General features: G+C 36.0%; 17 protein-coding genes. 2 read left to right on the top strand and 15 right to left on the bottom strand.

What is annotated here, in order from left to right:
- Nucleotides 1–2: 2 nt before the first annotated feature.
- Entirely contained in the window at nucleotides 3–1,013 is a 1,011-nt protein-coding gene (locus tag D1B32_RS00085) for a DUF3137 domain-containing protein (protein ID WP_118888273.1), read from the top strand.
- A gap of 245 nt (nucleotides 1,014–1,258) precedes the next feature.
- Here D1B32_RS00085 and D1B32_RS00080 read toward each other — a convergent pair whose 3' ends face one another.
- The 8 genes from D1B32_RS00080 to D1B32_RS00045 all read right to left on the bottom strand — a co-directional run bounded on the left by D1B32_RS00080 (nucleotide 1,259) and on the right by D1B32_RS00045 (nucleotide 11,952).
- Nucleotides 1,259–1,774, bottom strand: coding sequence for a LysM peptidoglycan-binding domain-containing protein (locus tag D1B32_RS00080; protein ID WP_118888272.1), 516 nt, complete (start codon nucleotides 1,772–1,774; stop codon nucleotides 1,259–1,261).
- 813 nt (nucleotides 1,775–2,587) lie between these two features.
- Nucleotides 2,588–3,121 carry a GNAT family N-acetyltransferase gene (locus D1B32_RS00075; RefSeq protein WP_118888271.1) on the bottom strand — a complete coding sequence of 178 codons (534 nt, stop codon included), beginning with the start codon at nucleotides 3,119–3,121 and terminating at the stop codon, nucleotides 2,588–2,590.
- 6 nt (nucleotides 3,122–3,127) lie between these two features.
- Complete coding sequence (locus D1B32_RS00070) at nucleotides 3,128–5,029, bottom strand: endonuclease MutS2 (RefSeq protein WP_118888270.1); 1,902 nt, start codon at nucleotides 5,027–5,029, stop codon at nucleotides 3,128–3,130.
- A gap of 531 nt (nucleotides 5,030–5,560) precedes the next feature.
- Nucleotides 5,561–6,292: an ABC transporter permease gene (locus D1B32_RS00065; RefSeq protein WP_095310227.1), complete on the bottom strand. Its 732-nt coding sequence runs from the start codon at nucleotides 6,290–6,292 to the stop codon at nucleotides 5,561–5,563.
- Entirely contained in the window at nucleotides 6,292–7,224 is a 933-nt protein-coding gene (locus tag D1B32_RS00060; RefSeq protein WP_118888269.1) for an ABC transporter ATP-binding protein, read from the bottom strand. Before D1B32_RS00060 ends, D1B32_RS00065 begins: the two co-directional genes overlap by 1 nt.
- A complete protein-coding gene (locus D1B32_RS00055; protein WP_240033687.1) occupies nucleotides 7,214–7,966 on the bottom strand; it encodes a MerR family transcriptional regulator in 753 nt (250 codons plus the stop codon). Before D1B32_RS00055 ends, D1B32_RS00060 begins: the two co-directional genes overlap by 11 nt.
- Nucleotides 7,967–8,166: 200 nt before the next feature.
- Nucleotides 8,167–10,290, bottom strand: coding sequence for a glycoside hydrolase family 3 protein (locus tag D1B32_RS00050; RefSeq protein WP_118888268.1), 2,124 nt, complete (start codon nucleotides 10,288–10,290; stop codon nucleotides 8,167–8,169).
- 99 nt (nucleotides 10,291–10,389) lie between these two features.
- On the bottom strand, nucleotides 10,390–11,952 hold the full coding sequence (locus D1B32_RS00045; protein WP_118888267.1) for a glucose PTS transporter subunit IIA: 1,563 nt from the start codon (nucleotides 11,950–11,952) through the stop codon (nucleotides 10,390–10,392).
- 250 nt (nucleotides 11,953–12,202) lie between these two features.
- Between D1B32_RS00045 and D1B32_RS00040 the strand changes: the two genes are divergently transcribed.
- Nucleotides 12,203–13,402, top strand: coding sequence for a helix-turn-helix domain-containing protein (locus D1B32_RS00040; protein ID WP_118888266.1), 1,200 nt, complete (start codon nucleotides 12,203–12,205; stop codon nucleotides 13,400–13,402).
- Nucleotides 13,403–14,193: 791 nt separating this feature from the next.
- Here D1B32_RS00040 and D1B32_RS00035 read toward each other — a convergent pair.
- The 7 genes from D1B32_RS00035 to D1B32_RS00005 all read right to left on the bottom strand — a co-directional run.
- Complete coding sequence (locus tag D1B32_RS00035) at nucleotides 14,194–15,597, bottom strand: restriction endonuclease subunit S (protein WP_158586179.1); 1,404 nt, start codon at nucleotides 15,595–15,597, stop codon at nucleotides 14,194–14,196.
- A gap of 35 nt (nucleotides 15,598–15,632) precedes the next feature.
- Nucleotides 15,633–17,690: a type I restriction-modification system subunit M gene (locus D1B32_RS00030; protein WP_118888264.1), complete on the bottom strand. Its 2,058-nt coding sequence runs from the start codon at nucleotides 17,688–17,690 to the stop codon at nucleotides 15,633–15,635.
- A gap of 571 nt (nucleotides 17,691–18,261) precedes the next feature.
- On the bottom strand, nucleotides 18,262–19,455 hold the full coding sequence (locus D1B32_RS00025) for a DUF3800 domain-containing protein (protein ID WP_118888263.1): 1,194 nt from the start codon (nucleotides 19,453–19,455) through the stop codon (nucleotides 18,262–18,264).
- 75 nt (nucleotides 19,456–19,530) lie between these two features.
- A complete protein-coding gene (locus D1B32_RS00020; protein ID WP_240033709.1) occupies nucleotides 19,531–20,844 on the bottom strand; it encodes a restriction endonuclease subunit S in 1,314 nt (437 codons plus the stop codon).
- A 1-nt stretch (nucleotide 20,845) separates the two neighbouring features.
- A complete protein-coding gene (locus D1B32_RS00015) occupies nucleotides 20,846–22,246 on the bottom strand; it encodes an N-6 DNA methylase (protein WP_118888261.1) in 1,401 nt (466 codons plus the stop codon).
- A 15-nt stretch (nucleotides 22,247–22,261) separates the two neighbouring features.
- On the bottom strand, nucleotides 22,262–22,564 hold the full coding sequence (locus D1B32_RS00010) for a hypothetical protein (protein ID WP_118888260.1): 303 nt from the start codon (nucleotides 22,562–22,564) through the stop codon (nucleotides 22,262–22,264).
- A 257-nt stretch (nucleotides 22,565–22,821) separates the two neighbouring features.
- Nucleotides 22,822–23,102: hypothetical protein (locus D1B32_RS00005; protein ID WP_187393120.1), on the bottom strand; the 281-nt coding region annotated here is incomplete at its 5' end.

The raw sequence follows: 23,102 nt of genomic DNA, 5'->3' as shown, positions 1-23,102 counted from the left end.
ACATGTTTTCTAGCTATGATGAAATCTCTTATCTATTAAAAGATGATATAAATGAAATGAATAAAATCAGATTCAAAACGTTACTAAAGTACATATTTGGCTGGATTTTCCTTTTTGCTAGTATTATCATCCCTGCTATTTTTGGCCTCTCTATTCCTAACGCAGGTATCCAATGGCTGGCTGCTTTTATTTTTTTCTTCGGAACGATAGCAAGTATTGTTAGTTTCTTTAAAACACTAGGAACGTTTCGTATGGCCTTTAAACGCAAAGTAGTAAGGAGTCTGTTAAAAGCGTTATTTGAAACTGCTAACCTGCCAGAGGATAACCCTAATTATGAGATGAAATGGGGATACTCCAGCCAAGGTAAAATTAATAATCTCTTAATTGGTGAATCTGGCTTATTCTATTTAAATCGGATTGATCGCGTATCTGGTGAAGATTTAATAAAGGGTAAAATAGGCTCTACTGATTTCTATTTCTCTGAACTAAAGCTCTTCAAACAAGTAAGGGACTATAGAGGAAGATCAAATACGAAGTTAAAAACAAGATATCAAGGCGTCCTGTATCTTGCAGACTTCCATAAACATTTTAAAGGGCATACCGTCTTACGTGATAGAAAGCTTTTTAGTTTCCAGCATCTAAAGCGTTATTTCAGGCACCATTTCCACCGTATGCTGAGCGGAAAGAAATTAATTACGATTAAAATGGAAAATGATGAATTCAATAAGTACTTTAAAGTACGAACGACAAGTGAATTCGAAGCACGCTACATTCTTTCGGCCAACTTAATGGAAGATTTAGTTGCATTTCGAAAAAGAAATCGAAACCCAATTGATATAGCTTTTAAAAAACGATTTATCAGTTTATTTTTATACAATAAAAAGGACTATTTCGAACCGAGTATTTTTGACTCAATGGAAAAGCAGTCTAAGCTTGTTTATGATGATTTGATATTATTCTTCCGTATCATTAATGACTTGAATCTCAACACACGGATATGGAGCAAGGATTAAAAAGGGTATGGGCAGCACTGGTTCAATTGGATAGCTGTAAACATTCGTTCATCAAGCATTTCCAACAGATTCTGATGCCTGCTCAGGCAATTGTTGTCATTCCCCTGCCCTTTTTAACATAAAAAAGTTGACGAGGCTTATGAAGCCAAGTCAGCTTAATTCCAACTCCTAAATGATGAATTTTTTAAATTAAGAAATGTTCACCATCACTAAATGGAAAAGTCTACTTCTCCCCAACTGTTAATCTAATAGTGTACTTGTAAATCTTTAACGCCAAACTCTAATGCTTCATCTAAATCTTCCATATATACATCCAATCGACCTTCAGTAACAGCACTTCCTCTATCTTCACATGTAAATGTTTTATCAAAATAAGGAATATACAACTTGGTTCCGAATGATAATGAATCTGGACAGGCGATTGTTTGACCCTCCTGCACTTCCGTACCGGATGCTGTAATACCATATCCTGGATCTCCATGTTCTTTTCCAGTAGATTCATAGCCTGCTGTATAAGCAGTTACTGTAAACGTCTCTCCCTTTGCATCTGGAATGGTAAGCGTCTGACCCGCATAAATGATATCTGGGTCTGAAAGAAAAGTGTTAAATTCAAGCAATGAATCCACACTTACATTATGATTCCTTGAAATCTCGGATAAAACATCTCCTGATTGCACCGTATACTGACTGCTTGCATGTACTTCGTTCGTAAATAAGATTAATCCTAAAGTTACTAGTGTGATTAGTGTTAAGTATTTCATTGTAATGCCTCCTATGTGTAATTAATATAGAATACGCATAGCAGGGTATTTCTTCTGTAGGCTTTAATAGAATTGAAATATAGATGTAAAGGTAGGAGCTGATTTTGAGAGTGGTGTCTTTGCGGCGGGGGATGGTGCGTTAATTTTGGGGATGGTGTCTTAGTAGCGGGAGATGGTGCGTTAATTTCGAGTATGGTGTCTTAGTAGCGGGAGATGGTGCGTTAATTTTGGGGATGGTGTCTTAGTAGCGGGAGATGGTGCGTTAATTTTGGGGATGGTGTCTTAGTAGCGGGAGATGGTGCGTTAATTTTGGGGATGGTGTCTTAGCGACGGGGGATGGTGCGTTAATTTCGAGAATGGTGTCTTAGTAGCGGGAGATGGTGCGTTAATTTTGGGTATGGTGTCTTAGCAACGGGGGATGGTGCGTTAATTTTGGGTATGGTGTCTTAGTAGCGGGAGATGGTGCGTTAATTTTGGGTATGGTGTCTTAGCGACGGGAGATGGTGCGTTAATTTCGAGAATGGTGTCTTTGCGGCGGGGGAGGCATATTGTTCTGTTGAAAAAGAAATTTGATAGATACATAGTTGAAATACAAATAACTCAATAAAAAGGAAAATCCGTATCTATATCGAATGACAGCTTCTGATTCTCCAATTCTTTCCTTTTCAATTCTTGGTTGAACTGTTAACCAAGAATCTTAACAAGTCTAATCAATCCTATTGGGACGAGGATATTAATGTCGATTGATTGTCAATCCTTGTTTAAAGCCAGATTCTAAACTATTGTAGATTTAGAATCTGACTCTATGATCATTTACTCAGAAAATGCTTTCGGATAATGAACGACACCTTGAACCGTTTCAAGAGAATCTTCCGTTAGTTCTAAAGCCATAAATGCTTCGTCAGGTACTTCGAATGGCGCTTTTATATTCCATAATTGTGCTTGTTTAAATCCAAACTTTGGATAGTAGTATTTATGACCTAATACAATAACTGAATGATAACCAAGTGCTTTTGCTTTCTTTAACCCCTCGTGAATTAATTGACTTCCGATTCCCTTTTTCTGATACTGAGGTACCACAGACACGGGAGCAAGTGCTAACGATTCCACCGATTGATCATTATATACAATAGAAATTTTAGATAACAGAATGTGACCAATCATCGCCTTGTCTTCATCTATTGCGACTAATGAAAGCTCAGGAATAAATGCCTTTGATTTTCTAATTCGATTTACAAGTTGATGTTCTTTCCCGTCACTATATTGTTCATTTAAAAATGCTTGTTTTACAACTTCTTCTGTCGTTCTATAATCTTTTGGAAGTTCTTGTCTAATCATACGATTCATGTTAAATTACTCCCTGTTCTGTCGTATTTCTTTTTGGATTTTGCGAAGTGCCTTTTTCGAACCACGCTCTATATCATGCTGCATTTTTCGTGTATTATAATCGCTAAACAATGTTTCTAAATCATATCCTTCTGGATATAATTCCTGCGCCTGTAGCTCTAAGGAGAGGCGCTTCACATTTACTTTCATAAATTCCCCTTTGTAGAACACGACAACATTATAGAAATTGTCTATCCCTTCATATACAATTCCAAAGTCATCATGGTCCAATAAATTTACACGATCCCCTTTTTTATATTCATACTTCTCTTTGGTTGTCTCTTTATCAATCTTTGGCTTCCTTTTCTTACTTTCAACTAAACTTTCTAAACGATAGTCTTTATTTTCCATATAGTCTTTCGCTCTTTGCAGGACACTTTCTCGTATATTCATTTTTTTAGAAATCCAAAGGGCATTACTTTCCCCTGATTTACCTATCATTAACTTATACTTTGGTTCCAATGTTTCACTATTAAATTGCATTGCTGCATTCATAAAGTCATGATGCATTTCCGAAAAGCGTTTAATTTCTCCATAGTGTGTTGTCGCAACCGTGATACAACCCATATGATAAAACTCTTCTAAAATAGAAATTGCAAGTGCCGCTCCTTCATTCGGTTCCGTACCACTTCCGATTTCATCAAATAGTAAAAGTGTATGATTATTGGATCCCATCATTATTTCCGATAGGTTTTTCATATGAGATGAAAATGTACTTAGTGCATTTTCTATACTTTGGTTGTCACCAATATCTACGAAGATGTTTTCAAAAACCGAAATTTCCGTTTGCTTATCTGCATTAATGTGAAAGCCTGACATCGTCGCCAAAGTTAATAATCCTATTGTTTTGAGGACAATCGTTTTCCCGCCAGCATTTGGTCCGGTAACAATTAAGCTACGATAATTTTCTCCGATTTCAAAATCAAGCGGTACAACTTCTCCTGATAAAAGTGGGTGTTTGCAATGAACTAATTTGATATACCCATAATCATTTAATTTGGGCTCTACTCCACCAATATGTTTGCTGAATTTTGCTTTTGCAAATACCATATCATATTGGCTGATAAGTTCGAGATTAATCTTGATCTCATACATGTTCTCTAAGACCATTCCTGATAAAGCAGCTAATATTTGGTATTCCTCGATTGCTTCTTCAGCTTGCAGGCTTGCGAGTTCTCCGTTTAATTTTGTCACTGTATCCGGTTCTATAAAGACCGTTGATCCTTTAGAAGAAACTTCAATAATTGTCCCTGGTACTTGATTTTTATAGGAAGCTTTAATTGGTATTGTATATCGATCGCCTTTCTTACTAATAAAGGTTTCTTGAATATACTTTTTATTGGTACTGCTATTTAAAAACTTATTTAAGCGCTCTTTAATTTTCTCTTCGACTGATTCAATACTTCTTCGTATTCGTCTTAATTCTTTACTTGCAGCGGAATCTACACGATTTCCTTTGATTGAATAATCAACCTCTTCTTCCACATTTTTGAACTCGGACATTGAATTCGCATACGACGCGATTACTGGTGCAAAAAATGCTTTATCCAGCATAAACTTTTTAATTTTCCTGCAGCCTCTTAAGAAATCCGATACACTAACCAATTCGCTCGGATCAAGAATCATGCCCTTTTCGAGATTTTGAAGGATATGCTCAATATTCGAAACCCCGAAAAATGGCACATGGTCTACTGCATCTAATATTGCGCGTGCCTCAGTCGTTTCATTTAAACGATTTTTAACTACTTTCATATCTGAGCTTGGTCTCAACTTATCTAACATTTTCTTCCCTAATCCACTTACACAATAAGATTTAATTATATCTTTTAACTCGTTATATTGCAGTTTTTCAAACGTCATCTTATTCACTTTCCATGCTCCTCACTATGACTTATTTTTATCATACATGAAGATACCTACCCATTAGATTTCAATGAAGCTTTACATAATAAAAATAAACACAAAAAAGCTGCGGAGATACCGCAGCTTTCTTTACATTTACAAGGCATGTGTAATATGCAAATACATGGAAATAAGCTATCTAAAAAAGTATAGCTAACTCCTATATTACACGCTTTATAAAGTATGGTAGGTATCTTCATAGGTATTGAAATAAATCCATGACTAAACGAAGGGTCTGATTTCTAAAAAAATCCCCTTTAGTCCACAAACTTATTTCATTTAATTTTTCCTATTTAGAACCTACCGCACTCACAAAAAGCACCTCGAATTAATTTATCGTTTTATTCATTGAAATCTAATTAACAGTTATCATTATACAATACTCTAATAAAAATGTGAAGGTGACGTATTTTCGGGATTTAATGATGAAAAACTCACATGGAAAGCACGTCATAACAAGCTTGGCAGCCGAATCGAATAATCACAACCTTAAGCACATCACTTCCTATTCAAAATAAATATAGCTCCACCATACCCCAGCACACACCAAATCAATAAGTTAATATAATTTCCTGCCGTCGCCTCAAAGGTCGAAGCAGCAAGCGACGCCCGCATTACTTCTGCCATCGAATAAATCGGAAGTACCTGATGAAGGGCTTGAAGCCATTCTGGCAGCCGCTCCAATGGGAAATTTACCGGTGAAAACATGAGTGCTCCAAAAACAATGACTTGTGAAAGAGCAAGGGAAGCTGTCGGTGACAAGAGATAGGAAAATCCGTATCCAACACCAATAGATGTTAATGCAATCATGAGTAAGGCTGGAATTACCGTCCAAGAGATGTCATACCCTGGACTAAACATGAGGTGTGCCACAATGGATGAAATGATAATTCCTGGCAGCGTGATGATTAGCCAAATAGTTGTATCTGCTCCAAGAATGACACCGCGATTAACTGGCCATGTACGCATAAATTCCATATAGCCATCTGATTTGGCAGTACCAACCTGCTGTGGCAAAATTACTAAGCCCGTAAAAATTAGAATGATCGTTGGTGCTCCTGTAGCTAGAAAAAGAATCGAATTTGTATCTGGGGCTGGGAGAAGATAGGTAAAGCCGATCACAATGCCGATGGATATCAAGATTTGAATAAGAATCATAAACACTAAAAAACCTGCGTTTCTAAGAAATTGCATCTGAAAAACGTACTTGTAATGGCTTAATACATTCATTATAATCCCACCGCCTTTTTAGAAGTCAACTCGATATAAGCATCCTCAATTGTCGCAGGAGACAAGGAATAGTCTATAATGAGCCCTAAATCAACTTGCCGCTTTGCCCATTCTATCGTTGCTGTTACTTCTTGAGGATCTATAGCAAAAAATAGTCGAGAGCCATTCTTATGAGAGGAAAGCGCCCAGCTAGGAATCTCGATATCTAACTCACTAGCTAAACTTAGTTCGATACGCATTTGGTTACTTACTGAACTTTTCACTTCAGAAGGTGTCCCTTGCGTGAGAATTCTCCCCTTATTGATGATTGCCACCCGATCAACCGCTTTTTCAGCTTCCAGCACATTATGCGTGACTAAAATAACCGAAGTGCCATCATTGGTTAGATTGCGTATCACCTGCCAAAGGTAACGCCTGCGAACTGGGTCTACATCGTTTGTAGGTTCATCCAGAATCACTAATTTACCAGGGGCAATGACTGCCATACAAAAAGCCGTCAGTCTTCGTGCACCACCCGATAATTTCTCGCCTTCCTTATTTGCCCACTCCCCCATATCCAATGCCTCAAAAAGTGTATCTAAACGCTTTGCGTCAAACTTTTTCCCTGCACGCATTTTTCCAATCAGTGTAACTGCCTGCTTCGGGGTAAGAAAACCGAGTGGTACTTGGGATTGTGGCTGGACAGAGCAAATGGATCGTGCCCTTGCTGGTGACTGAAGTACCGATTTCCCCAACAGCTGAATATCACCAGAATCAGGGGTGATTAGCCCTAAAATTTGATTCACTAACGTCGTTTTCCCCGCTCCATTCTGGCCGAGAAGCCCATATATTTCACCTTCATCAATATGAAGGGAGATATTATCATTAGCGATCATCTTGTTTTTCCGACGACCTGTATATCCTTTTGTTACAGCCTCTACATTAAGAATCATTCGTTGACTCCCCCTTTACAATAGCGACACGTTTAATAAAATCAATCACATCTTTGTCCATTGGATAAAATGCGATACCCTCCTGTAGGTTTTGCAGCGCTTCCCACATGCTTCCAAGCAATTCTTCATCCTGCCCAAACATTTTATCTGCTTGGTTTGCCCAGCATAGGACGAGCTGCTCCGCCTCTTCTGAGTTTGGATCAAGATGAAGGTTATTTCGGATATCACCAATAACCTTTAACCATTCCTTGATGTCTTCCTCACTCATGTTTGCAGCATTCATGTCGATAATCTTCTTCATTTCATCTTCGTTTAGGTATGCTTTATATTGCTCTAAGACATCTCCGGGATCGTGTTGATACAACTGGATAATGCTGAAAATGACTGGCCAATTGATTTCCCCTTCAAATTCAATGGAATACGATACACCAAGAAGTGCTTGTTCTAACATTTTTAAACGTTCCTGTTCTCGTTTAACCAGTTCTAATTGGTGTTGGATTGAGTCCTGCCAGTTCGACGTTGAATTCTCCAATATATCTTTAATTTGGTCCAGCGAGAATCCCATATATTTCAATGCTAAAACTCGTTCTAACTTCATTACATCATCTTCATTGTATAAACGATGTCCTCCACTCGTTTTTGATGATGGTTTGATCAAACCAATTTCATCATAGTAATCCAGTGTTCTGACGGTTACCCCTGTGTTCTTGGATAGTTTCCCAATCGTGTATATTTTCCTCACCCCTTTTTATTTATCTTAAGTATAAAACAACACGTTACGTTTGGTTCAATAGGCAAATGTGAAAATGTTTGTTTTTTTACAATAATTTATTACCAAAAAAGAGTAAACCGTATTCTATACAATACGATTTACTCTTGCTTAATCTGCAGCTATTTAAACTCGTGGAGGGGAACTGAACCGGTCAGCCCCTCTCACTATCCTCATCCATTATACTGTAAACCATGTCCTAGTTTATACACATTTCCGTCTCTGTCTTTATAGGCATAGCTCATTCCTTCTGGCATATATTTATCCTTGTCATAGCCAGGTACATCATTTCTTGATGTACAATTACCATCTTCATCGACGGCAATCACTTCTTCACTTGCTGGTAATGTCAAAGGCAGGGCACCTGTTGGCTGATGGTTTCCAGCCATTACTTCAAGCTGTGCTTTGAAGAATGTATCGTACCCGGCAACCAGGGCATCTGCCAATGGTTCTACATTTCCAAGAATCCATGGCAAGATCACATTGACACTGATAATAACTTTGCCGCCGCGGCTGCGGATGTTCTCTGCTACTTTATTCAAATGCTCGATTTCACTTAACGTCGTTTCTGTGTACGGAGCACCATCCAACGCTTTTAAGGATTTATTTTCACATAAACCGAGCTCCAGCAATCCTGGTGTTGCATTAAAATAAGTTCCAGATTTCGGCTGCAGGAACAAGATAGCGATATCCGCTTCTTCATATGCATCCGTTAATTCAAATTGACCCAATTCCTTTGCAGCAGCCAATGCTTGCTCCGTATACGTCGCAGCATGTTCTGTGTCCTTATGGTAGGCTTTCATATACACTTTTTTACCTTCCAGCTTGTCCGCTGTTAATGGCAGTGTTTCTTCTGAGTTTTTCAAAATGGTAACTGATTTTTTATGTGCTTCATACGCTGCATCCCAGTGCGCAGGTGTACTTACTACCTTATCCGCATTTTCTGGTGCATTGTACGTACGGTCATCGAACAGACCTAATGCAAACATTTCGGTAAGCAATCTTTCATTTGCTTCATTAATCCGCTTTTCACTGATCCAGCCATTATCTACTGCTTCTTTCAGGTTTTCAATATCATTTGTGTCTGCAATGATATCTGTTCCTGCATTAACAGCCTTAGCAAAACGCTCTGCCACACTCAAATCCTCAACGCCCCAGCTCATATTGTTAACAATACCGCTGTCACTGTTAATATAGCCTTTGAAGCCCAGTTTCCCGCGCAGAATATGTTGAAGGAAATAATGATTGAATGCAAATCCAACCTCTTCGAATGGAATATCTTCACCTTCAAATTCCTGATACACACTCTTCTTTATGCTCGGAATTGAGTAATATGGCATGATGGAAGACGTTCCATGTTCAACAGCCGCTCTAAACGGTGGAAGATGATACTTTTCTAAACTTCCCGGAGTTGGGTAAAGATTCCATTTTCCTTCTTTATAATGCGGGTCAAATCCATTTTCCCTTGGTCCACCGCCAGGGAAATGTTTGGTTGTCATCGCAATGCTGTCTTTGCCTAAAGTTTTTCCTTGGAATGCTTCAATAATTCGGCCAATGGCGTCGGCGATAAATTCTGGATCTTCACCAAATGTTCCGTATGTCCGCTGCCATCTTGGATCTGTGACAACATCAGCCATATACATATACCCTTTCCTTAAACCGGTAGCATTCCATTCCTTATGGGCGATTTTGGCAAATTCACTGATGATGGAAGCATCCTCGCCCTTTTTAATATCACCCATCGCTGCTGCTGCAAGACCCAATGTGCCTGGCCATGTAGAGAAAATACCAATTGCATCATTCATTCCAAAGATAGATTCACCATTTTCGTTTCTTGAGTTGGACGTAACGATAACTGGAATGCCTAAGCGTGTTTCCTCTGCAACTTCATTCATCGTATTAATCCATTCTGCTGTTTCTGCTGGGCTAAAATTATCTCGTAAAATGAAATGACGTAAATGTCTATCCTCGATTGTATGGGTCGTTCCATATACTTTACTGGTGGCAAAGATACTTTCTCCCTTTTCCACAATAGCTTCATCTAACACACCATCATGACTTGTTTTGCTCTTATCCTCTTGATAAAGACCCATCCTGCGCGTGTTAATTAGCATCATCCCAATTTTTTCATCGATATTCATTAAAGAAACTAGATTTTTCGCCCGCTCTTCAGGGCTTAATCGCCAATCCTCGTAAGGGTCAAGCTTTCCATTGTTATTTAAATCTTTGAATGTTAAACCGCCTTCTTCAATAAGCTGCTTGTTTCTCACTTCTAGTTTAGGTTGTTTTTGTGCCATGTGAATTTCCTCCTCTATTTTTTAATTCTGATTTGAATACGATTCAGTTAAAATAAACAGTTTCATCGTCTAATCGCAGAAGTCCCATTCAACATCTTGTTATAGATCCAGTTTCATTAAACTGCTTTCCGATGATACGGACGCTTCTTTGGTAACATCGATATTGGTATATTCCTCTGTATTTGTAATGACAACAGGTGTGGTGATGTCATATCCAGCTTTTTCAATGTTTTTTATATCAAACTCTAATAATAGATTACCCTTTTCCACCTGATCCCCTTGCTTGACGTGGACATTGAAATATTGCCCATTCAGCTTCACGGTATCTATACCGACGTAAATTAAAATTTCCGCGCCATTGTTCGACGTGATTCCAATCGCATGCTGTGTAGGGAATAAAGTCGTAACCTCGCCATCCGCAGGGGCATAGACTTTCCCTTCGATCGGCTGGATTGCAGCTCCTTTTCCGACTGTATTTGTAGCAAAGAGTTGCTCATTTACTTCCGTTAAAGGGATAACATTCCCTTTTAATGGACTAGTAATTGTTTCTGGCTTGATTACTTTCAGATGAGCAGTAACATCATTTTTCCCTTGATAACCCAGTATAAATGGGAAGATTAATCCTAACACAAAGGCTACTCCGATTCCGACTAAATGCTGACTGATAGGCGAGAATGCGGGTATGGACAGGACACTTGGAAGAACAAAGTCATTCATCACGACACCAAATGTTCCATTAATTGCTCCTCCAACTGCACCGGCAATAACGACATAAATAATCGTTTTTCTGAAGCGCAAGAGAATTCCGTAGTAAATTGCCTCTGTCGTACCAGCAAGTGAACCTGGCAGAATCCAGCTTGCAGCAAGTGACTTCAGTTTATTGTCCTTCGTTTTGATAAAGATGGCGATTGCGACCGCGATTTGAGCAAATACAGCTGGTGCTGCCATGCCGATGATCGGATCAGGACCATTCGCCAGGTTGGCAATAGCAAGTGGAATGATTGTCCAGTGCAATCCTGCGATTGTAAGGAATGTCCATGTACCACCGAGAACCGCTCCTGCCAACAGTCCACTTTTATCACTAAGGAAAGTTATAATGCTACCAAGACCTTCTCCAACTAGATTACCAAAAGGACCAAAGATAAGCATCGTTAATGGAACCAGGATAACTAAAGAGACAAGCGGGTTGATAAACATTTGGATATCTTTATATATAATTCTTTTCAAAAATTTCTCTAATGCTGCATAAACAAACATGGCAATAAAAATCGGAAATACAGTTGATGAATAGTCTGCCAAGTTGACTGGTAGACCTAAAAAGTTAACGGTTTCAACACCGGCATCGACAAGGTTAATAATTTCAGGAGTTAAAAGAGCTGCTCCAATTGCTCCGCCGACATAACCATTTCCGCCTAGCTTTATTGCAATGGTAATACCAAGAAAAACGGGAAGGAAATAAAATATAGAATTCCCAGCAGCAGATAAAACGATATAGGTACCGCTTTCACTTGAAAGCCAGCCAAGTTGACTTAAGACGGATAGGGCTGCTTTTAACAATCCTGCACCAGCAAGTACACCAATAATTGGGGCAAAACTTCCGGAGATCACTTCAAGAACTTTAGATAACTTCGATTCCTTTTTTTCGACATCATTCTGACTCATCGTGTTGCTCCTTTCTTTCCTACTTGAATGGAGAAGCAAGGATATTTAATTTGCTATTTTCTCAACCCAAATAATGCGCTTACAAATCAAAAAGTAGTACTTTTTATGAAATACAATTAATATAGATTAAAATTGTATTCTGAAATTATCTCTATTTTAAATCTACTTTTTGTTTATTCATAGGATATAATTAACATTGAACGGATAAAAATCACACATTTGATGTATTTTTCATGAGAGAGGAAAAATAATGGTGTACTCAAAAATCGTTTCTACCGCAATAAAAATTTCACATCTTACGCAATTAAATACATATGTAGTAGTTAAGGATGGAGATCTCGTCTATCATGATGAAAAAGTCTCCATACCTGCGTACATGCCCGGCGCTAAGCAAAAGGATGTTTTAGAGTTTTACTATAAGATGAAAAAAACAAATCAAGTCTATACCTATATTAATCCTTGGGGACTATCCTATTTAGGTTATTCTTTTTTGGAAGAAGGCGACTTTTACGCTATCATCATTGGACCGTATTTTGAAGTCATTCCGGATGTATACGGGTTAGTACTGCAATACAATCTCACCATGCAAGAAAGCGCTGATTTGAGAAGTATTCTCGAAAAGGTAAACGTTGTCACCACTGAGCAATTAAGCAGTTATGAGGCAGTGCTTCAACAGTTTGAAGCGATGAAAGAAGCGGAAACAAACCCTTTGGTGATTTACTCCAAGGAAAAGAAAGGAAGAAACAAAAATAGGGATGCTAAAGTGGACAATGAGGCGGATCTGGTGACACGGAGGTACCGTATTGAAAAAGATTTTATGCATGCAGTTGAAAATGGGAATAAAGAAGAGGCATTAAAACTAATCAGTTCAGATAATACGCTATTCTCTTTTTCCGAGCGGTTTCCCAATCAGCCCTTGCGTCGAGTAAAAAATTTAAACATTGTTTTGAATACTTTATTGCGCAGTGCCGCCAGAAACAGTCATGTTCCAGCGATATTAATCCATCGTATCTCTGAACGATTTTCCTTTGACATTGAAAATGGCGAAAATATAGCCGTGTTACGCACCATTCAGGATGATATGATTCGAGAATACTGTGACTTAGTAAAGTCAAACTCGTTGCGGAATTATTCCCAGATGATACAACAGGTCACCGAGCATGTAATGAGCTATTATGATCAGGAAATAGATAAAGCCGAATTAGCTGCATTATCCCACACGCACCCAGGAAATTTATCAAGAAGGTTTAAAAAAGAAACAGGGATGACGATTACGGAATATCAGCAAGAGCTTCGAATCAGTCAAGCGAAGCATTTATTAAGAACAGAAAGCCTGCCGGTTAATGAGATTGCTTGGATTGTTGGGTATAAAGATGCTTCGTATTTTGGAAGGGTGTTTAAGAAAGTGACGGGGTATTCTCCTTCTGTGTATAGGGAGAATGATGTTTGATAATATGTGGACTTCGTTGTTTATCCTGAATTCTTGGAAGTTTAAAGGGAGGATCATTCCGGATTTGGGATGCTCCTCTATTACAGGGATTGTGCTGATCAAGGCTGATGACTTTTTGGAATCTAAGTAAGCTATCTTCCAGATTTTGTTGGTATAACTTAATCAAATTGAAAATGATTGGCCTAATTATTTTTCTTTCAAATTCAATGGAATACAGATGCGCCAAGAAGCGTTTGTTCTAAGATTTTAGACGTTCCTGTTCCTGTTCACGTTTAACCATCTTTCACTGTTTTCCCCCTTCAAAAGTCGTTTTATATTTTTCACCACCTAAAAATTGATTTTCTTTTCATGCAAATATAGTTTTTTAAAGTAAAGCGCTAATTTTCCCGTATTCAAATTTAAGATAATTAACTAACATCTATAATTGCGTCCAGAATCAAGTTAAAAACACTTAAAAAGTCACTTCTATTTCCTTGACACATTTTTAGATTTACTTTTTCTAGTTCTAGCTTCTTATTTAAGCCAATTCTATCCTTCTAAACCAGAAGTGTCAGGGATCTATAAGAAAATAGCAGGTCAATGGTTATGAACCAACTCCTCCTCTACGAAAAGCTAAAAGATAGGGTTGTCAAATTAAGTGTGTTAGTTTCAACTACACACCTAATTTGACAAACCCTGTTGTTGTTAATGCACCCTTTGTTTATTAACCTTCTTTCCCTGCTAGCAGTAATATTTCCTCTGAAAGATCTATTTCTTCTACTTCGTGATGATACATCCATACCTGATTACCATCAGAATTTATCCCCATAATTGTTATTAATAAAATCAGTTGCAGCTGTTTCGCCTTGTTCAATTGCTAATTCAACTGCTTGTTTTGCAGCTTCTAATAATTCCTCTGATTCTGTTCTTAATTGGAAGCTCTCTGTTATCTTTGATTGGATCTTTTCTTGTGTTTTTTCATCAATAATTGGTACTGGAATATTTATAAATTCATTTTTACTAATAGATGTGAGAATTGTCCCTGAACAATTTTGTTTTAAGATATTCTGCATTAGCTCTGATTTAAATAGTACCAATAGCGTTTCAGCATTGATTATTTCAGAATTAATTACATAAAATCCAGTCGAACAAAGAGCATTATCATATTCGCTTGAAATTAAAGCACAACTTTCCAAAGATCCCTCAATCGATGAAATGATTACATCATTTGTACTTACTTTTCTTCTAGCTCTCGTAGGTAATTCAGAGCCAAAATCAGTTGTACAACTTTTAACTTCACCAGATTTTCCAATATCGGATAACTCAATATAATTGTATTGCTTTTTATCCACCAGTTTAAAATTTTTATCTTTTATGTTACATACTTCATACAAAGGTTTATATCCATTTGAATAATTATAAATCAATTGTAAGTAATCGTCATATTTAGGCTGGTAATATTCAGCATCTAATCTTCCAGATTCGAGAAAAGATTCCTTAAGGTTCTTAATATTTAAAGAATCTTTGTTTAGTTCACTGCTATTTAATCCTATTATATCTAATATTACATCTTCACTATGTTTATATATTTTTTTAGATCTTTCTAACTTTTTATATGCTAGGTCTAATAATGAATGAATTTCATTCTGGAAGTCTATAGAAAGGACCGGAACAAATATTTGGTCCATATCTTCTAAAATTAGCCCTTTTTGTACAGCTCCTCGTGTAAACTTTTTAATCTGGTTTTGCCCAAATTTTGACTGTAAAAATACAGAAAGATAAAATCCATCGATATGATTAGGGCGCAATATAGCTAACTTACAATTACATGTAGCTGGTTCTTCTTTACTTACTAATGATACTCCACCAATCGTTCCGACAATCGAGAGTAAAACATCACCTTTTTTCAAGTGAGAGCGTTTCATAGTTGGAAGATTATATGCTTCCTCATCAATACAGATTGGATTCGATTGCTCAATAAAGAAGTTATGAATGTCTTGCCCTCTATAATATGGTATCCCTTTTTCTGCAAATCGGTCACTGATACTCATGTGGTTCCCATCTGAAACATATGTCAGATCTGATATTTTAGCAGTCTTATGTTTATTTAGTATATCTTGAATTACTAAATTTTCTTCGGAATAAAACTCCGAATCAAACCTTAGTGTTCGTTCTAAATCAGATTTATTAATGATACTTACTTCAAGCCCTTCCACAAAAGCATTGTATTCCTCTTCATCGAAAGGGCTATCTACTTTCCCCAGAAAGAAAGTCCTTCTTTCTTAGCAAATTCAATAAATGCCTCGGCAATACCGTCCTGTGTTAAACCATCATGGTTGAATAGATCGTGCTTAACAATCAAGTGGCCATGACTATCTAACAAATATTGGTCCAAGTCTTCTGATACATCATTGTAACTATCTGTTGGATTAGCTGCTTCATTAATATTTTGCTCTACGTTAGGATAATCCTTTTTACGAACGAAAATCTTATCGCCACTATTATCCTTACTTGGTTCTTGCATAGTTGCAAAGAAAATTGGGTAGTCTTCTACTTTTGGACATAATTCATCATCCCACTTTTGTACAAGTAAAACACTTGTTTTTGTTCCAGTGTGGGGTTTAAATACGTTACCGTGCAATCCTACGACACCAAGAATACGGCATTGTTCTGCAATATACTCCCTAATTCTCTTATCACCACTGTTGTTAAACCTGCCCTGTGGTAAAACAATAGCCATTCTACCGCCAGGCTTTAAGAAATCTAAATTACGTTCAATAAACAGAGTATCTCGTCCTACCTTATTTTGGTATTTACCATTTGGCTTTTTACCTAATTCGTATTTTGAGATAATCCTACTCTCTTTAATATCACCGGCAAAAGGTGGGTTAGCCATAAGTACATCAAATTCGAAATCACGATTACTATCTCTTTTAACTCTAAGTTTCTTTAACTTTCTCCATCCTTTAAAATATATATCTTGCCAGTGTTCATCATCTGTTCTTTCGTCCCAACGTTCATAATCTAATGTGTTTAAGTGTAGGACATTAGTTTGACCGTCTCCAGCAATTAAGTTCAGCGTTCTAGCAACACGAACGGTTTTTTCATCAAAATCAATGGCGAAAACATTATCTTCAACATAATCAACACAACGAGGTGACTTTACTTCAGATGTGAACAGATGACTCTTATCCAAACCTTCATCTTTCATAATTTGCTCCCAAACATGGAATATCGTATGTACCGGAAACCCACTACTACCAGCTGCTGTATCAATCATAGTCTCATGTTCTTGTGGATTGAGCATTTTCACACACATATCGATAACATATCGAGGTGTGAAATATTGTCCCTTTTCTCCTTTACTACTTTTGGATATTAGGTATTCAAAGGCTTCATCTACTACATCAAGGTTAGAATTAAATAATTTCACATCTTGTAATGATGAAACACAAATAGATAAGTGAGAAGGGGTGAGCATTATTTGTGCATCATGAGTGAATACACCTTCCCACTTATTTTTGGCTCTATTAAATAATCGTTGGACTTTTTCTTTTAATTCACTTTCTGTATCACCATAATTTCTAAATTCTAAATGTCGATTATGGTTTCTACCACTTTCCATTTCATCATATAACTTAGTGAAGATTAACTTAAATACCTCTTCAAATACATCAACACCGGCATTTGCCAAAACCTCATCTTCCAGTTCTAAAATTAAATCCTTTAATGATTTACGTTCCGTTACGAGCTTATCTCTTTCCACTAGATCCTCAATAGTCCAGCGTTCTTCTAATATGTCAGAAAGCTTTTGGTCAGCTCTTGGTATCCCTGGAATATCCTCGAAATAATTTGGATCTTTTCGATGGTAGTAAGATATTGATTCACCATTACTCCAAACACCAATAGGCGCACCGGTTGCATTACAATATGACTTTAGCTGTTCTTTTCCATCTTTTAATTTTGGTTTTTTCAATTCAACCATTATGTAAGGAGATGTAGTTTGATCTTTATCAAAAATTACGATATCTGCTCGTTTCTTCTCTCTTCCAAAAGAAACAGCATATTCTACTTCCATTCTGTCTGTTGGATAGCCCAAATCTTGTGTTAAGACCATTATGTATAATTGGCGTATAACTTCTTCTGATGTCAGTTTAATTTCCCTCTTTCTGACATGGCAGTTAAAATATGGGACAATTTTTCCACGTACTTCTTTTTCAAAAATATGACTCTCAATAAAATCTATTTTATCCTGGCTGAACTGTGTTAACTTGTAGTTCGAATCCTTTAATATATCTGATAGTTGCATACTTCATCCTCTTTTCGATATAAAGTTCATCACATTAATATTGTTAGTATAAATATTAGTATAAAAACTGTATTCAACTTTTAATTTTACCTTTTAACGTAGCCTTTGTAAAAAAGAACGACCTTTTCAAGTAAAGGGTTCCGTTTTGATGTGCATTTTCAAAAAATACAACCCAAATGACATTAAAATGACCGTAATTATGGAAATAAAACCCGTCTAAATTTAGACGGGTTTTTATATTAAAATGAGAAGGTTAGTTTAGTGAAGTAATGAGTTTTATATTCTCATCAAGTTCTCATTTTATTCTTCTTTTTCTCTAATGAAAATCCATTAAATGAGATAAAGCTAAAAAGGAAAGTGGAATTAGTTGAGAATAAATTCGGCATTTGGTCAAAGAACTGATAGATTTCTAATCGTTGGGTTAGTATTAATTATAATTATAAGTCACATTTTTCTTTATTTTATATTCCATAAGATTGCAGTAAATAATGAGAGGACCGTTACATTAGGAAATAATACCACAATTACCTCTATCCCGACAATCTCCTGTCAATAGCTAATTGTCCCCTTATTAATCAAATATAAATAATACTGAATGGTCAATATCCTCTGTATTTTTTTCTTCATCTAATTCTACTTGACTTGCCGAAAACTTTACCTCTTTTAGCTGGACAGTTTCCAAAATATATTCAGCTAGTCTATCTTTGTTATTGTTCCCAGGATTATTATATTTTCTATTAAGCGCTGCTACAAATAAGTCAGCAAATTGTAAAAATATATGCTTATGAGATGGCATAGAAATTAGTTGATCCATTATTAAATTATCATCATGGTGAATTTTAAAATTATCTGCTAAATTCTGCTTTACCGTCTCAAGGACTAATGCACTTTCTCCTTCTTCTTCATCCTTTGTTAAATTGATCTTTTTTGGTAACTGAACTCTATTAGAATTTATCTCATGGTTAATACCTAGTCGGATGAACTGATAATAAAGTTTTATTACCAAATCTGTAATAGAAATTCTGTTAATCTTACTCTTATTAACTGCCACTCCCTTAAAGCTAATCATTTCTCCATTACTTATTATGAGATTAAAAAATTCTTTATAAAGCTCCAACTCTTGGTTATTCTTATTATTTAAATTTTTAAAATGAAACTCTTCCGGTAACTTTATGCCTTGTTCTTCTTTTCTACGTGACCATTGAATAAAATCCCTATAGACTTTTGATGCTAATTGTTCACTAAGTGACCAAACTCCTGCTACTATTACAAATTTCTCTGTTTTACCTGTTTCATCTGCAAAAACATTTATTGTTCCATAAGATGGCTTATCTAATAATTGGGCTTCCTTTTCATCTTCTTCTAACGTTCTTCTTTTCCGTCTAACCTCAGAATCTGCTATGAATAATTTGTATTCATTTTGAATTTTCGCACGAGCCCTTGAGATTGAAGTCAAACGCTCCAACTTATATAACCTTGTTAAATCTAAAAAATTAGAAGTTAACTGATCATAAACTTGCCAATACTTTATTTGAAGTGTAATATCTGAGTTTCTGGTTTCAGGGTATCTATTCAATATATTAGCTACCCTAGTAGTCAAATGTTTATTTTCTCCCATTTGAACAGCCTTCCATAAAGCGTCTGCTTTTCTTTTTTTTGCTGCTTTTTTCTCGCTGGTTTCCTCATCATCTCCTGTGATGTTCTCTTCTTCATCGTTTAATTCACTTTCAATTTGATTTAGAATTTCAATATCTTTTTTTGACATACGAATATTCCCCCATTTTTTTAATTAGTTATCATAAAAGTTGATAAAAATTTTTAAACGAAATAATAAGACAAATTAGACTAATATTGATTTTATTAATGTATTAATTTCTTGTTCTAGACTTGAGTTATCATTTTGTTTCATCTCAAAGTTCACTCTTTTTACAATCTCCTCTTGTATATTTATTGAAGGTAAAGGTACTTTAATTTCCTTTATATCTCCAAGTTTAATAAATCGTTGGGCTGAACCGCCCGATCTTTGTTCAAATTGTTCCAGAGCCCAGCGTGTATTTAAATAATAAACTAGATACTCAGGAATAATAATTTTCTCATCTGTTCTAACAATAGTTATATGCTGATTAACGATGGACCCATCCATACTCCTATCAACCAGGGCTGCTTTCCCAATTGTCCCCACCCGTGAAATCAATACATCATTTAAGGTCAGATTGCTACTTGGACTTTTATCTTTAAAATGCTTATCAACATAAACCAATTCTTCATGTGAAATCTTATTTTTATCCATATCTTTAATTCGCACGTAAGCTAAACCTTCAACTTTATATTCCTTAGCTGGTATAGCGATGCCAGATCTGAAATCTTTAGCTATATCAGATAATGAATGAACCGGAACTAGCCAGTCCTGCGATTGTTTATCCATGTAACAGGCGACATCCAGTCTGTTTTTCAGATTCTCATACGGGAAAATAATAATATTACTTTTTTGTTGTTCCGTATAAGATCCACTGATGATTTCGTTTTCTATAAATTGGTCTTCTACTATATCTTTTACTGTTCTTACTGAACGATTATTTTCAACCCATTGATAAAACATCTTTTCTGATTTATCAATGTTATCTTCATTCAAGTGTTCTAGGGGTATTTCTATTTCTTTTAAATCCTTTATTTTCACTGTTGGGACTGCAGTTCCTTTCGCTTTTGCATTCAGTAATTCCTTTATTGTCTGGTTACGTAATATAAAATACAATACAGCTTGTGAAAATTCCTTCGGGCGTATTACTGCAAAAGATGTGTTAACAATACAACCGTCAAAATCCTTTGTTACAGGCGCAATTAAATTACGCTCAGGCCTTACAGTGGAAAGAAGTATGTCGCCTTCCCGAACCCTTAATTTAGCTCTAGCAGGAAGTTCTTCACCTTTTATATTTTTAAATTTTGTTATTAATCCTACATCAGAAGAGATGCAGGTCAAATCTATATACCGATATACCATGTCAGACTGAATTTCGTCTAGATTGATTCCTTCAGGATTAAAATCAGCTATTTCCTTTAGCGGAGTTCCATCTAATACGTTTATTTCCTCTTCAGCAAATAGTGCGGTTACTGGCCATTCATTTACATCTAGCACATTATACGGTAAAGCCCCCATTTTAACCACGAGCATCTCCTCCTTTTTTCCAAACAGAAAATCCACTTACAATTTCATCGAACTCATCAATACTTTCAGCCATAGCTATAAACAACTCATTAGCTGTTTCATCAGTAGCTTTCTTCTTTCTCAATACCAATAAACTCAATTTAACTGCTGCATAGGGCTTTAATGTATGCGGTGGCAAGCTAATAATCGCTTCGATAATAGTCTTATCTTTTATTAAGTCTCTCGTTACTTGAGAAGGTACAGAGAAAAGAACGTTTTCTGGTACAATAGCCAAGATATACCCGCCCGGTTCTGTCACCTGAATAGCTCTTTCTATAAATAAATCATTTATATCCACATTTTTTCGATTACTAGCTACTTGAAACCTACTGATTTGGTCCTCGGATAGTTTATATTTATATCGTAGTGGTGGATCGACCAACGAAAGCGCATAGGTATTATCCTGTAAAAGTTCATTCTCTTGCAATGAGTCAGCTAAAACTGTGTTAATCTGACCATAACCACTTATAATTGATAAGATCTTGAAAAGATTGGATGTTTCCTTTTGTATTTCAAAAGCCACCATATAATTAACTTTATTAACTTTCATTACTTCTAAGGCTATTGACCCTAATCCTGCTGCAAGATCAACTACTTTATCTTTATCAAACGATAAATGCTTTATTATATTCGCAAAAAGTTTTCTCAAGTGGTCCGGCGATAAATATTGACCAGTTGTTCTGCTGATTTCCCAGACTTTCAAAAATACATTTTGTATAACTGCACTTTTAGGAGGCAATGCGCTTAAGTTTGTTATAGAAAATTGAACCAATTCTTCGTTTAATCCTTGTTTTAGTGGATTAATATCTATTGAGTAAAATTTATTTGCTTCGTTAATCCAACCGATTAAATCATCCTCATTTTTAATGTTCCACCAAAGATCCATCTGATTATTATCACTAAGATAAGACCTAATCAGCAGATTATACGCTAACACAGTTGCTATTTGTTCATATCTCATGTGACCATTAAATTTATCGATAACTCCTCTGATCACCTGTTCCATATCTTCATCATTAATAAGATATTGACTATCAAATTCAGGCTCATCAATGGGTAAAAATGTTTTACCATCAAACCAATAATTTTTTTCATTAGTCACCAATAATGCATAAGATGTATTTAATTCTTTAACATATTTCATTAGTTGCTGTTGGGCCATCATCACTAAACTGGAATCTGACTTAATCTCTACAACTACTTCAGCAGATAACTCCTCATTTTCATTTACTTTATAAGCAACCATGTCTGGTCGAAGTCGACCAATTTTTACGTCTTTCTTTACGATAGGAAGTCCCTTTCTTTTTAAATCTTCCTCTACCCGTTCTAATAATTCTATTTCCGATAAATTCACTGCAATCCACGCTCCTTAGGCAATATTTGTTGTTGCTCTTGGTTTAAAGGCCATTAATTTTTGTAAATATAAATTTTTTCCTTCCTCTTCTTTTCCGTTCTCATATTGTTCTCTGTTAATCCTTTCTGCTTTTATCACTGAATGAACAATATTATTCCCTTTCTTAACTCCGGGCATTTCGGAAACAATAGCTAAAACATCAATCAAATTGCAAGTGCTCTCTGTTTGTAGGTATCTAGAAACACTTACTTCATTTCTTTTTCCTACATGACCATAACGACAAATCACTCTCCAATACTTCACCATAGATTTATCCATTTCAGCGAAACCCCCCATTTTACTGTTAATAAATATTCACTGGCGCGTTTTTGTTATTTTGAGTATATAACACTTAAAAACAAATTTCAACGCTCAATTTAAATTTATATATATGCACCTAACATAATTACGCGCCAGTGATAAATTAAATTATATTAAAAAAACATCAAAGGCAGACTAATAAGTCCTTCTTTTAATGGTTTCTCAGAAAAGATGCATATATAGTTAGTTTGTTATAACTAGTGTAGTAAGTCATATTAGCTAAAAACAACTCCATATTTATCAACTTTCTTTTCACTTGTTCTAGGGGATTTAAAAAATACATTCTTAGCCTTATCTGGTTCATTTAGTAATAATTGAAGTCTTCTAACCTCTTGATGTGAATACTTCTCTTTTTTTAATAAACCCGTGTGTATTTGATAATCTAAAATTGAGCCGTTTTTAGGGTATTGATCGCATAAAAAATGAGCCACTCGATTCCAAATTTTAATAACCTCTCTTATTATTGAAAGTGACCAAACTATCAATGAGAGAGGAC

It is taken from the genome of Oceanobacillus profundus (assembly GCF_003515705.1).
In the GTDB taxonomy this organism is placed as follows: Bacteria; Bacillota; Bacilli; order Bacillales; family Amphibacillaceae; genus Oceanobacillus; species Oceanobacillus profundus.
This window is presented reverse-complemented; position numbering and strand designations above follow the sequence as displayed.